This window comes from Filomicrobium insigne (genome assembly GCF_900104305.1).
Taxonomy (GTDB): Bacteria; Pseudomonadota; Alphaproteobacteria; order Rhizobiales; family Hyphomicrobiaceae; genus Filomicrobium; species Filomicrobium insigne.
Window position 1 is genome coordinate 709,309 of the sequence record NZ_FNJC01000001.1, and the last position, 12,582, is coordinate 721,890.

The following is a 12,582-nucleotide window of genomic DNA, read 5'->3' on the forward strand; positions in this document are numbered from 1 at the left end:
CTTGCAAAGCTGAACGCTGCCGACTTTGGTTTTGTGTTGGCGATGCGTTTACCCATGCCGAATGGACATTGCTGGTGTTCAAGCTCCTGAAACTCAGGTGGAGCGCGTTTGGTTAATCCGCTGCAGCGTTAGCCGCATGCGCCACCGGCTGGAACATTTGCCGGTACTGACCCGGCGTCAGCCCCGTGCACCTTTTGAACAGTCGCCGAAAGAACGCAGCGTTCTCGTATCCAACTGCGGAGGCAACATCTTCGGACGGGCCGCGTTCGGTTTCGAGCAATCGTTTGGCGTCTTCAATTCTCAGGTTCTGGACATAACGCATGAGGGTGGCGCCCGTGGCAGTTTTGAAGCGCCTCTTTAAGCTCCGTTCGGGAATCCCACATGCTGCCACCGCTCCTGAAACTGCATTCGCTTCGCGGAAATGACGGGCGAGCCAGTCTTCGGCGCGGCGTACGGCTGAATCCGCGTGTGGCTGGAGGCGCATGAGGCTCGCATAGGGAAGCTGTCCTTCGCAGTGCCATTTCAACAGATAGACCTTCGCTATCCGCATTGCTTCTCCCGGGCTGCAATGACGAGAAATGATATGAATGGCGAGATCGTGCCACGACGTGGCACCGCCTGCGGTAACGATGCGTCCTGACGGGTCGGCGAAAACGAGATTGGGATCGGGTTTGAACCGAACGCGTGGGAAACTTCTGCGGAACAGATCCTCATAGCCCCAGTGCGACGTCGCCTCACGACCTTCAAGCAAACCGCTCGCCGCGAGCAGAACGGAACCCGAGCAGGCCGAATAGATCGTGCTGCCATCGTGATAACGCTGCACGAGCCATTCCTTTAACTCCCGGTAGCGATCGCTAAGGTCGTCAGTTGGGGCGAGCCAAAGTTCGGGCAGTATTATCAGCTCGGCTGTGGCGGCGGTCGCCAAGTCTAGATCGGGACTGACTGGAATGGCATTGCCGCAGCAGAAGGGCTTTCGGTTCAGCGAAACAATTCTAGGGCGTATCAACGTACCGCCTGCCCCTTCTCCAACCAATTCCTGCCAGAGCGTTCCCGTGGCTGAAAGCACGTCGACCATCCCATAGAGCGCGGACCCGGCCGTCTCCGGCAAAGCTATTATGAATGCTTCGATCGGCTCAGGCTGCTCCACGTTTCATCCGCGTTCGTGGCATGAAAAGATCGCTTTTGGCGAAACTCGATCTGATGTCGCGACGGTGTCAAGCGCAATGTTTCAGGATCAGCGCTGCCCTCCTTCCAGTGAGCTGCGCGATTTGTGATCCAGATGCAAAGGAGCATGACCATGGAACAGCATGCGATGATCGCCGAGGAAGCATTACTCATCAACGGATTGGACGTTACGGCCGCCCGGAACACTATTGCAGCCATCCAGGCGGACAAATCTTTGGCACGGTTTCAATTTCGTGCGCGCAACACGTGGATTAGCGGCGGCGAGAACCGCTCGACGATCCGGGATTTTTATGGAGTAGGGCGGGAAGACGATTCACGTACTATGACGTTCGAATTCACCAACGGAGAGCCGCCCGTTCTACTCGGTGACAACGAGGGGGCAAACCCGGTTGAGTTCCTGCTGCATGCCCTCGCCGGTTGCGTCACGACGACTTTCGTTTTGCATGCGATGGCGCGCGGCATCCACATCCGCGACCTTTCGACGGAGCTTGCAGGCGATATCGATCTCCAAGGCCTGCTAGGGATCGATGAAAGTGTGCCGCCGGGCTACGAACAGATTCGCATCCGCATGCACGTCGAAGCTGATTGCTCTGAGAAGGATCTGGAAGACCTCATGACCTATGCCCAACAGCATTCACCGGTTTGCAATACCGTCTGCCGACCGGTGCCTGTGGTCATTGAACGGGCCAAGGGTTGAGTGCCCTTCGGAAAAACTGCTCCCAGATGAAACCAGCGACGCGCTACTCAATAGCGCGTCGGCGTTTGCGCATTGAGTTGAGCATTCCCAAATGGCCGACGAGGAATTATTGGTCTTTGGAGTATCGCTTTCATGAAAAGAGGATCACTTCACGTCACGCGTCGCGCCCTTTCGCTCGGCATGGCATCTGCAGCTCTGTGCACTCTGGGTTGGGAGCAGACCGGCGCCTTTGCCGCCGCGCCTATGCTCGGCGTTAAACGGCCAAAGATCTACCGTTTCAAACTCGGCGCGTTCGAGATCACGAATATTCTGGACGGTGTCCTGCAGCGCTCGGGTCCGCACCCCATTTTCGGACATGACCAGCCCGTGCAAGTCGTCCAGGAGTTCGCGCGGGCCAACCAGCTTCCCGACACGACGCTAGAGAACCCCTACATCGTTACGCTCGTGAACACCGGCAACGACCTTGTGCTGTTCGACACGGGGAACGGTGGCGCGCGCGGCAGCGATGTCGGCATGCTCGCTGAGCTCTTGCCTCAAGCGGGTTATAAGCCGGAACAGGTGGACATCGTTGTCATAACGCATGGGCATCCCGACCATATCGGCGGGTTGATGTCAGCCGGTCGCCCGACCTTCCCGAACGCGCGCTACGTTTTTGGCCAAGTCGAGTTCGACTACTGGAAGGCCGGTAAAGATGTCCCCGAAGCCCGCCAGAAGAACCGCGAGCTTTTTCTCAAGGTTGCTGTACCCATTGCGGATAAGGCCACGTTCATCGCTCCAGGCCAAAACGTCGTCTCAGGCGTTACCGCCGTCGATGCCTTCGGGCATTCGCCGGGGATGCTAGCGTACAACATTGAAAGCGAGGGGCGACGCCTCTTGCTTTGGGCCGACGTCACCAACCACTACGTGATGTCTCTCATGAAACCCGAGTGGCACGTGTCTTTTGACCACTCCAAAGAGGATGCCGTTGCTACACGCAGGCGTATCCTCGATATGGTCGCGACCGATGCTATCCCGGCCATTGGCTATCACATGCCGTTCCCAGCCGTTGGCTTCGTGGAGAAGACGACTGAAGGCTATCGCTGGGTACCAGCCAGCTATCAGTTCAATTTGTGAGTGCTTGCCTTGGTCTCGCGGCGCACGCAGGACGATACAAATCCGCCGTCGCGAACAGCGACGGCGGATTACGCACGTACCAAAATCAGGAAGACTGCGGTGCCAGTTGTTGTGACCGCTGTGTCTCTATTTCGTGCAGCAGCGCGTCGCGATCGCCGTTGAGCGCTGGTGGACCACGACGAATCCGGAAATCCTGCCCGGACATGGCGACCGGCGGTCCGAAGGTTTTGATCTCTCGTCCCGACGGCAGGCTGATCGTTTCGATCCATCCCATCGCGTCGACCTGAGGATCTGCGAGCGCGGCCCCATAATCATTGATCGGCGCCGACGGGACACCAGCGTTAGAGAAACGCGTCAACCATGTCTCAGCGGTATCGGCAGCAAACTTCTCCTCGAGAAGTTCTTTGAGTGCTTCCTGGTTCTTAGCGCGATCCGTCGTGGTGGTGAAACGCGGATCGCTTTTCAGTTCCGGAAGATTGGTTACGTCACAGACCATTTCCCAAAGGCGGTCGTTGCCCGCTGCGATAACGAAAAATCCGTCTTGCGCGCGGAATGCCTGATAAGGGGCATTTCTCGGATGGGCTGAACCAAGTTTCTTGGGAGCCTTGCCATTCGCGAAATACTCACTGGTCTGAAGCGCCGCAATGCCAAGTGAGCAGCCCAGCATCGACGCATCGATATGGCACCCCTGGCCGGTTTCGCGTGCCGCCAGCAATGCCGTGGAAATATTGTAGGCCGCGTAGAGGCCCGTGGCGAAGTCAGCAATCGGCACACCGCACTTTACGGGCTCGCCACCTTCATGGCCAGTGACGCTCATGATGCCCGCGATCGCCTGCATCGTAACGTCGAAAGCGCCCTGCGAAGCGCGCGGACCCGTCTGCCCGAATGCGGAAATCGAGCAATAAATGAGGCGCGGATTAATCTTGGCAGCCGTATCGTAATCCAATCCCAACCGTTTCATTATAGCCGATGAGGCTGCATAGTCCCCGATACCCATAATGGAGATGTCGTCAGGGATGTGGAGACCGGCGCGTTGTGCAGCATAGATTGCAGCGTGGGCGATAACGTCATTGCCGCACCGTCCGCATTCCCGCAAACCGAATTGGGTCAGTCGCCGGAAGATTGCTCACGGCACATATCGCCGATCCGGATAGCACGCCGCTCGTCCATAATCAGTTCGATACAGAACTCGTTCTTCGAGCTTCCACCAAAGCGATTGGCTGACGTCTTGTCGGCAACGTTGCACCTCCCCGAGCCTGCAATTCTCAGCTGAACCTTGATCTGGTGGTGGACTCCGCCTCGCCGGTATGGGCTTGTGCCTATGTGTTCGAGGATCAGGTACGACAACATTTCGCCCTCGACCAACCTGATCCGCATACTGGACGAGCGGTCGCCTCCCCTTGCCCTTCCCAGCGCCTGATCCAAGAGACGTTTAGCACCTCGTCCTCCAGCCTGGGTCCTGGCGGCAATTAGGGCCGCGTAGATCGCACCACCGCGGCACATTTTGTCTGCGAACCTAGATCGTCGAGTTTCCGCCGAAAGATTTCGCGAGTAGCACCCACGAACTTCCGTCGTTCTGCCAACCTTCCTTGATCATCTGCCGGCGTGCTTTCTCGACATAGCCATGGCGTTCGTACAATCGACGTGCGGATGGGTTGGCGTCCGATACAATTACGCTTATGCCACTTCTAAGGCTCTGTTTACCGCAGGTGTCGGCGAAATCGAGGAGCGCAGACCCGAGACCTTGATTTCGGTACTCTGGCATCACCGCCAGGACATTCACGTACCACGTATCCGGGGCAAGGTTCTCCAACTGCTGCAGGGGAACAAACATCGCTGGCATGTCGTCAGGAATCGGTTCTGGCGCCGAGCTGATTTCATAGCCGATCAGGCATCCGGCCGGTCGCCAGTTCACCTCAGCGACCGTGGCGTTGCGATAGGAGAAACTACCGTCGTCGCGCCGCGCGCGTTCAAGGCCAACATCCCACGCCGATTGACCCGACATGGCCAATTGCTCCCAGAGGTAGCGAGGAAGCCCCTCGCCTGCGTAGTTGACCAATTTGGCCAGCACGTCCGCGTCTTCTCGTTTGCCCGGCCTAAGTTTCAGATCCATCAGCATGACCTCCTGATCGGCGTCGCAACGCGGCGCATTGCGACGGAGCGGGAGCCAATGTGCAATCTGCCAAAATTCGTCATAAGCGCTCCCAAATGTTTGTACAGGGCGCTCATACGGCAGATATCCGAGAGTTTCTGTTCCGAGTGTAACGCGTGAAAAATGCGAGTGTTTGATATTGCGGGAGCCGTCGGGCCCATCTCAGAAATTGAGTGAATTCTGAGGAGGCCCAGGAGCCTCACTCCGTCGTATGTCCGGCGGACGGCCGTCAGTTGAGATAGAAGCTCACGCCAAACATTGCGATCGTTTCATCGAGATCAACATTCACGGTTGATCCGAGCAGATCCAAGCTCTCGGTTTCGAACTCGTAATGCAGCACCTGCGCAAACACGCCGATGGCAGGGGTCACCAAAACTTCTGCTCCTGCGCCCAGCACAAAGCCAGTCAGGATCGCATTATCGGAGCCCGCTGACGTCGTTGTTTGCGAAGGCGAAATGGTCGTGACAGTGGTGGATTGTGAAGCGTTTGCCTCAAGCCGGGCAAACGCTATGCCGCCGGTGGCGTAGAGGAGGACGTTGGGGGCAGCGAGGACGCCGACTTTGCCGCGAACACTGGCCTTCCATTCGAGATCCAACCCAACCGCAGTTTGGCCCTCGACCGTTGTTTCCTCAAGGCAGCCGTCACCGCAGACATCTACAATCGCCATGGCGGACTGGGAGGTTGACGCATGCGCGCTGCCGTCGAGCCAGTTGAAATCGGTCACGAGGCCGAAGACGAGGCCGCCTTGTTGAATGAAGTTGCCGCCGCCCTGAATCCCACCGATCGCTCCCCCGAAATCACCGAGGTTGCTGAAAGCTCCGGGCGGATTGCTGGAAACGTCGATATTGTCCCAACTGTATCCGAGCTGGCCGCCGATATAGGGCTTCGTCCAGTCAGGCTCCTGAGCTGTCGCGTTAGCTGACAGCACGAGAGTGCCGAGAATAAAAGCGGCATTTGCGATCCAAAACTGACGCAAAACTGACACTGCAAACACACCGGGTACGCACGAAACTGAATATTCCCAACTGCTTAGCTTATATCCCGAAGGTGCTCGTCGGTGGTTGCCATAATGCAACGTGCAGTGGTGACTTTCTTCGCTCGGCGAGCCATACGTCAGCTCACGGCGCGAGGGATTACATCGTCCGAATTATGAGAACGACACGAACTCGCCGTCCCAACGTCGCGATTTGAGATGGGGGGGAAGGGAGATATGGCCCAAAGGGCAGGAAATATCGATGGCGCACCCGGCAGGAGTCGAACCTGCGACCTTCGGAATCGGAATCCGACACTCTATCCAGCTGAGCTACGGGTGCTTGAAGGCACGTAGATAGCCTATCCGGACCGCGTGCGCAATTGAGCAGATGCCGGTAAATAGTCTCCAGCCGAAATCGGGTTGGCCCGGACGGGCCAAAAAGCGCAGGAGACAAGCGTCAATGCCAGAATTCAAGCCGCTGCGGCCGGGTGAACTGAAAATCGAACTGCCGCCCGAAATCGATGCCGGACTGCAGTTCATCGGGGTGATCCGGACCCCGTGGCCCACACCATCGGACTGCCCGAAGAACTCCGCGGAACGGAAAGATGTGGAGGCAAAAATTGAAGTGTCGCCGCTGTTCGCGCCCGGCCTGAAAGATATTGCGCTGTTCGACCATCTCATTGCGCTTTATTGCTTGACCAGTCACGACGTGATCTGATCGTCCAATCGCCGAGCCATCTCGATGCCCCGCGTGGCGTTTTCGCGCTTCGATCGCCTGTACGACCCAACCCTATCGGGTTGTCCGTCATCGAACTTGTTGATGTCGCGGACAACGTTTTGACCATCCGCAATATCGATTGCGCCGACGGGACGCCTCTTCTCGATCTCAAACCCTACTTCTCGACGACGGACAGCTATCCAGACGCACAGCGACCCTAACGGGCATGTTGTATAGAGCGTGAATTTTACGCGAGGCGACTAGCTCGCCGCTTGCGCCGGTGTCAGTTCGGGTTGGCGCAACTCTGTTCGCGCCTGCCGGATGATCTGCCATCCGCCACTGGCGCCAAGTGCCGCCATGATTGTTGCGACGATCAGATCTGGCCATGCCGTGCCGGTCCCGAAAACACCTGCAGCGGCAGCCAGAACGGCGATGTTGCCAATCGCGTCGTTGCGCGAACAGATCCAGACCGACCGCATGTTCGCATCCCCGGTCCGAAAGCGGTAAAGCATCACCGCCACGCCCGCGTTGGCAAGGAGCGCGAGAACGGCGACAACTCCCATGGTACCGGCTTCAGGTAACGTCCCCGCATATGAGTGCCATGCAGTGGAGGCCAGCACGGCGGTGCTCAGTACCGCGAGCGACCACCCCTTGACCAGCGCAGCACGTGCTCGCCACGCGAGTGCCATGCCCGCGACCCAGAGACTGATCGCGTAGTTGGCGGAATCTCCCAGGAAATCGATGGCATCAGCTTGGAGTGAGGCCGAGCCGGCTGCGACGCCGGCCACGATCTCTGCGAGGAACATACCGGCGTTGACAGCAAGCGCTATCCAAAGTGCCTGCCGCCACTGCGGACTATTGTTTGGATTGCTGGACGAGCAGGTATCGTGTTGGCAGCAGCCGACCATATCGTCACCTTGTCAAATTCGGCCCACGATTCAAATGAACCCTGTCATCATTATAGGGTCAACACATGGCGACTATCGATCGGAGACATCGTCAGAATCGACTGAGGGCTGCGGATCAGTTGCCAACAGGATGTTCACAGACCGTCCACTGTTGCCATCTAACATCTTCATGCAGCAAGCCTTTTTGCGTCACACTTGGCTTATCGCGACTGTTACGCGACAGCTAAGGGAGCACGACGACGATGATGGAGTTCCGCTCTGTCCAAGGTAGCCTGATCGAGGCTGAAGCTGCCCGCAACCGGGCACGTGAAACGCGCATGCGCCGCGCGCTTCAACGTATCCTGACTGCGGCCGAAGGTGTGCCGGGCTATGCCCCGATGAATTGGTCCGATGTCGCCGAAGTGGCGCGCGAAGCCCTGGACGCCGACCGCCCGGCTGGATCAAACCGCTAATCCGGCGTCTTCTCCAGAGCGATTCGCGGCCAGCGAGGGGCCGCGAAACAGGGTCCAACGATTTGACGCAGGAGTTTAGCGGACTGCAGGTGACCGGGGCTTCGGTTTCAGCCTATAGTCCCGGCCCATGAGCACATCCAAAATAGCAGACTCCATCACCACGACGTGTACGGTGCCGGAAGGCGAGCCGGTGCCGGTCATCAAGGGCAGCCACGTCTATCTGGTCGATGGCTCCGGATATATTTTCAGAGCTTTTCACGCTTTGCCGCCGTTGACGCGTCCCTCGGACGGGTTGCCGGTCGGAGCGGTCCACGGTTTTTGTCAAATGCTGTGGAAGCTGCTCGCCGACAGCAAGGCGTCGGAGGCTCCGACCCACATCGCGGTGGTGTTCGACCATTCCGCCAAGACGTTTCGCAACGATATTTATGCCGACTACAAGGCCAACCGGCCGCCACCGCCGGAAGAGCTGATCCCGCAATTTCCGCTTATCCGAACGGCGGTGCAGGCCTTCAATGTCGCTTGCATCGAACAGGAAGGCTACGAGGCGGACGACCTGATCGCGACATTCGGACGGCAAGCGCTCGACGCAGGTGCCGACGTTACGATTATCTCGTCCGATAAGGATCTGATGCAGCTCGTCAGACCCGGCCTGGTCATGATCGATGGCATGAAAAACAAGCGCATCGGTCCGGACGAGGTGCGCGAAAAATTCGGCGTTCCGCCCGACAAAGTCGTCGACGTGCAAGCGCTTGCAGGGGATTCCGTCGACAACGTTCCGGGGGTGCCGGGAATCGGTGTTAAGACGGCGGCCGAACTGATCAATACGTTTGGCGATCTCGATGCCTTGTTGGAACGTGCAGGAGAGATCAAACAGCCAAAGCGGCGTGAACGGCTCACCGAGTTTGCCGATCAGGCCAGGGTCAGCCGCGATCTCGTTCGGCTCGACGCTAATGTTCCCGTCAACGTCAAGCTGGAAGCCCTTGGCGTTCGTGATCCTGAGGCGGGATCCCTGCTCGGCTTCCTCCAGCAGATGGAATTTAACACGCTGACGCGGCGCATCGCGGAGAAGCTCGGTGCGGAGCCACCGCCCGCTTTGAAGGTTTCCGTGGGCGTGACGGTCGCGAAAGTGAAGACCGTTACTGTGGTCGACGACACATCGCGTGCTGCGTCGTCTCCAGGTGGGGCGGGCACACCTGGCGCCTCGGTTGCGCATGGAAATCTGCTCGCGACAGAGCCCGCGATCGACAGGACTAAATATGAGACGGTGACGACGACGGAACAGTTGTCCGACTGGATCACACGTGCTTATGAAACCGGCCATTTCGCCTTCGACACGGAGACCACAGGGCTCGACGCCATGCAGGTGCATCTCGTTGGCCTTTCGATGGCCACCGAACCAGGTGCGGCCTGTTACGTGCCGCTGGGTCACGTCGCGGCGGGCGGCGGGCTCGATTTTGGTGGTGAGAGCGACCTCGTGCAAATGCCCATACGCGAGGCGCTCGACCTGCTCAAACCCCTGCTCGAAGACCCCAGCATTCTGAAGATCGGGCAGAACCTAAAGTACGACTGCCTCGTCATGCAGCGCTACGGCATTCGGTTGAACAGCTTCGACGATACGATGCTGATCTCCTATGCCCTCGACGGCGGCCGCGGCGGCCACGGCATGGACGAACTGGCCATGCGCCATCTCGGCCATAGCTGCGTGCCATTCTCAAAAGTAATTGAGACGGCGCCGGGCGGAAAAAAGGCGACGAAAACGTTTGCAGCGGTGCCGATCGACAAAGCGACAGAGTACGCCGCGGAAGACGCTGAGGTGACGCTGCGGCTGTGGCATAAGCTGAAGCCACGTCTCGTCGCCGAACGCATGACCAGTGTTTACGAAACGCTGGAGAGACCTCTCGTGCGCATCATCTCCGACATGGAATGTTGTGGGATCAAGGTCGACCGAACGATCCTCTCGCGTTTGTCCGGCACGTTCCAGCAGCGGATCGCGGCTCTAGAGGCTGAGGTCCACGAATTGGCGGGGGATACGTTCAATCTCGGGTCCCCGCGGCAGCTCGGCGTTCTGCTGTTCGACAAACTGAAGTTGCCAGGCGGGAAGAAAACGAAAAGCGGACAGTGGGAAACGCGCGCAAGCCTGCTGGATGATCTCGCGAACAACGAGGACCTTCCTGAAGATGCTCGTCGTCTAGTCCTGACAATGCTGGAGTGGCGGCAGCTCTCAAAGCTACGATCGACTTATACGGACGCCTTGCCGAATTACATTCATCCCGAAAGCGGTCGCATTCATACGTCGTATGCCATGGCGTCGACGACGACTGGGCGCCTGGCTTCGTCGGATCCCAACCTCCAGAACATTCCGATTCGGACGAAAGAAGGACGTGAAATCCGTACTGCCTTCATTTCATCGGAGGGGGCTAAGCTCATTTCGGCAGACTATTCGCAGATCGAGTTGCGGGTTCTCGCGCATATTGCGGATATCGCTCAGTTGAAGCAGGCGTTCGCAGACGGCCTCGACATTCACGCGATGACTGCGTCCGAGATGTTCGGGGTGCCTGTGGAAGGCATGCCCGGCGAAGTGCGGCGGCGCGCCAAAGCGATCAACTTCGGGATCATCTATGGGATTTCGGCGTTCGGGCTCGCCAATCAGCTCGGAATTTCACGCGAAGAAGCCGGTCAATACATTAAAACCTACTTCGAGCGCTTCCCCGGCATTCGCGACTACATGGATCAGACCAAGAAGTTCGCCCACGAGAATGGCTACGTGACCACGATCTTTGGCCGTCATGTCCATTATCCCGAGATCAATACGCGTAATCCGTCCATGCGTGGCTTCTTGGAACGTGCGGCGATCAACGCGCCGATACAGGGCTCGGCCGCCGATATCATCCGGCGCGCCATGGTGCGCATGCCCGCGGCACTCGAAAACGCGAACCTGCGTTCCGCACGCATGCTCCTGCAGGTCCACGACGAATTGATCTTCGAGGTTGCCGATGCGGACGTCGATCGTACAATCGAAACCGTGCGCTCTGTGATGGAGGGTGCAGCGGAACCGGCGGTCAGGCTTAGCGTGCCAATCCATGTCGACGCGAAGGCTGCAGACAACTGGGAAGCGGCGCATTGAGCAACGCTTCACGGGCTGCCGAACCAAATTGATGGGATTGCCGTTGTCCGTATTCGACTGTTTGAGACGTGACTCGGTTAGTCTCCCTCGCGGCTCCGGCACGTTGAAGATGCACTACCGGGCTGTTTGATCTACTCTCGGGTGCCACTTCGGCGATGCTTTTGATCAAGAGGTGCCCTGTGACCCAGAAATTCACTGTCGGCCTCAAACTTGAGGGGAAAGCGAACCACGTTGTCGTTGAGGCGGAAGATGCGCTCGTCGCCGCCCTTAAGGCGAAGATTGTTCATCCCGAAGCGATGATCACCTATTCCCGGAGAAGCAATCAACGGGGCGATAAGCGCAACCCTCCCGAAGAGCGCATCGCACATCCGTGAGATCCGAGGCCGCCTTCAAAAAAAGAGGGAGCCCTGAGGCTCCCTCCAACGTGGATTCTCGATCGAGAAAAAACGATCAGACCATGTACTGGCCACCGTTGGCCGAGATCGTCGAACCGGTGATGAAACCAGCATCTTCGGACGCCAGGAATACTACAATACGTGCGATTTCTTCAGGCTCACCCAATCGGCCGACAGGAATGTACGGCAGGATGTTCTTTTCAAGTACCGCAGGGTCGATGGCGCGCACCATCTCGGTGCCGATGTAGCCCGGGCAGATCGCATTGACGGTGATGCCCTTGAATGCACCTTCCTGTGCGAGCGCTTTCGTAAACCCGAGATCGCCGGCCTTCGAGGCTGAGTAGTTCACCTGGCCCATCTGGCCCTTCTGGCCATTGATCGACGAGATATTGATGATGCGGCCAAACTTGCGATCACGCATGCCTTCCCAGACGGGCCGGGTCATATTGAACAAGCCGTTGAGGTTGGTGCCGATGACCGCGTCCCACTGCTCACGTGTCATCTTGTGGAACATGCCGTCACGCGTAATGCCGGCATTGTTGACGAGGACATCCACAGGACCGACCTCGGCCTCAACGCGCTTGATGCCTTCGGCGCACGCGTCAAAGTCAGCAACCGACCACTTGAAAACCGGAATACCAGTTTCCGCCTTGAATTTCTCAGCTGCCTCATCATTGCCGGCGTAGTTGGCGGCAACACGATATCCGGCTTCCTTGAGTGCAACAGAAACGGCGTGACCGATACCGCGCGTACCACCTGTAACGACGGCTACCCTTGCCATGTTTTCTTCCTCTTCCTAGTTGTAAACGCTTATGTTTTTCGAACTGAAAAATGCCGGAGGGCAAAGCTGCGCCTCCGGAACCCT

14 protein-coding genes and 1 tRNA gene are annotated in these 12,582 nt (G+C 58.1%); 7 read left to right on the forward strand and 8 right to left on the reverse strand.

Annotated elements, in window-relative coordinates; genetic code table 11:
• Positions 1 to 112 precede the first annotated feature (112 nt).
• Positions 113 to 1,147, reverse strand: a complete 1,035-nt coding sequence (locus BLS30_RS03205) for a GlxA family transcriptional regulator (protein ID WP_210183993.1) — start codon at positions 1,145 to 1,147, stop codon at positions 113 to 115.
• A 150-nt stretch (positions 1,148 to 1,297) separates the two neighbouring features.
• Between BLS30_RS03205 and BLS30_RS03215 the strand changes: the two genes are divergently transcribed.
• On the forward strand, positions 1,298 to 1,882 hold the full coding sequence (locus BLS30_RS03215; protein WP_210183994.1) for an OsmC family protein: 585 nt from the start codon (positions 1,298 to 1,300) through the stop codon (positions 1,880 to 1,882).
• Between the two features lie 132 nt (positions 1,883 to 2,014).
• Positions 2,015 to 2,995, forward strand: coding sequence for an MBL fold metallo-hydrolase (locus tag BLS30_RS03220; protein WP_076605292.1), 981 nt, complete (start codon positions 2,015 to 2,017; stop codon positions 2,993 to 2,995).
• Between the two features lie 85 nt (positions 2,996 to 3,080).
• Here BLS30_RS03220 and BLS30_RS03225 read toward each other — a convergent pair whose 3' ends face one another.
• From BLS30_RS03225 to BLS30_RS03245, 5 genes are all read right to left on the reverse strand, one after another.
• Positions 3,081 to 4,091, reverse strand: coding sequence for a CoA transferase (locus BLS30_RS03225; protein ID WP_170832397.1), 1,011 nt, complete (start codon positions 4,089 to 4,091; stop codon positions 3,081 to 3,083).
• An 11-nt stretch (positions 4,092 to 4,102) separates the two neighbouring features.
• Entirely contained in the window at positions 4,103 to 4,345 is a 243-nt protein-coding gene (locus BLS30_RS17950; protein WP_139165283.1) for a hypothetical protein, read from the reverse strand.
• Positions 4,346 to 4,511: 166 nt separating this feature from the next.
• On the reverse strand, positions 4,512 to 5,108 hold the full coding sequence (locus tag BLS30_RS03235; RefSeq protein WP_170832398.1) for a GNAT family N-acetyltransferase: 597 nt from the start codon (positions 5,106 to 5,108) through the stop codon (positions 4,512 to 4,514).
• Between the two features lie 268 nt (positions 5,109 to 5,376).
• The gene (locus BLS30_RS03240) at positions 5,377 to 6,132 is read right to left on the reverse strand and encodes an outer membrane protein (protein WP_170832399.1); all 756 of its coding nucleotides are present in this window, start codon (positions 6,130 to 6,132) and stop codon (positions 5,377 to 5,379) included.
• Between the two features lie 251 nt (positions 6,133 to 6,383).
• Positions 6,384 to 6,460: transfer RNA gene (locus BLS30_RS03245), tRNA-Arg, on the reverse strand.
• A 120-nt stretch (positions 6,461 to 6,580) separates the two neighbouring features.
• Between BLS30_RS03245 and BLS30_RS18455 the strand changes: the two genes are divergently transcribed.
• The gene (locus tag BLS30_RS18455) at positions 6,581 to 6,838 is read left to right on the forward strand and encodes a hypothetical protein (RefSeq protein ID WP_342027530.1); all 258 of its coding nucleotides are present in this window, start codon (positions 6,581 to 6,583) and stop codon (positions 6,836 to 6,838) included.
• The gene (locus tag BLS30_RS18460; RefSeq protein WP_342027531.1) at positions 6,811 to 7,059 is read left to right on the forward strand and encodes a TrmO family methyltransferase domain-containing protein; all 249 of its coding nucleotides are present in this window, start codon (positions 6,811 to 6,813) and stop codon (positions 7,057 to 7,059) included. The genes BLS30_RS18455 and BLS30_RS18460 overlap by 28 nt, the downstream gene beginning before the upstream one ends.
• A gap of 39 nt (positions 7,060 to 7,098) precedes the next feature.
• Here BLS30_RS18460 and BLS30_RS03255 read toward each other — a convergent pair whose 3' ends face one another.
• Complete coding sequence (locus BLS30_RS03255; protein ID WP_090226537.1) at positions 7,099 to 7,746, reverse strand: cation efflux transmembrane domain-containing protein; 648 nt, start codon at positions 7,744 to 7,746, stop codon at positions 7,099 to 7,101.
• A gap of 242 nt (positions 7,747 to 7,988) precedes the next feature.
• Here BLS30_RS03255 and BLS30_RS03260 point away from each other — a divergent pair, with 242 nt between their 5' ends.
• From BLS30_RS03260 to BLS30_RS03270, 3 genes are all read left to right on the forward strand, one after another.
• Positions 7,989 to 8,198, forward strand: a complete 210-nt coding sequence (locus tag BLS30_RS03260; RefSeq protein WP_046477631.1) for a hypothetical protein — start codon at positions 7,989 to 7,991, stop codon at positions 8,196 to 8,198.
• A 127-nt stretch (positions 8,199 to 8,325) separates the two neighbouring features.
• On the forward strand, positions 8,326 to 11,322 hold the full coding sequence (gene polA / locus BLS30_RS03265; protein ID WP_090226539.1) for a DNA polymerase I: 2,997 nt from the start codon (positions 8,326 to 8,328) through the stop codon (positions 11,320 to 11,322).
• A 179-nt stretch (positions 11,323 to 11,501) separates the two neighbouring features.
• The gene (locus tag BLS30_RS03270) at positions 11,502 to 11,696 is read left to right on the forward strand and encodes a hypothetical protein (RefSeq protein ID WP_244465033.1); all 195 of its coding nucleotides are present in this window, start codon (positions 11,502 to 11,504) and stop codon (positions 11,694 to 11,696) included.
• 76 nt (positions 11,697 to 11,772) lie between these two features.
• On the opposite strand, the gene phbB is transcribed toward BLS30_RS03270, so the two are convergent.
• A complete protein-coding gene (phbB, locus tag BLS30_RS03275) occupies positions 11,773 to 12,498 on the reverse strand; it encodes a beta-ketoacyl-ACP reductase (RefSeq protein WP_090226545.1) in 726 nt (241 codons plus the stop codon).
• Positions 12,499 to 12,582 lie beyond the last annotated feature (84 nt).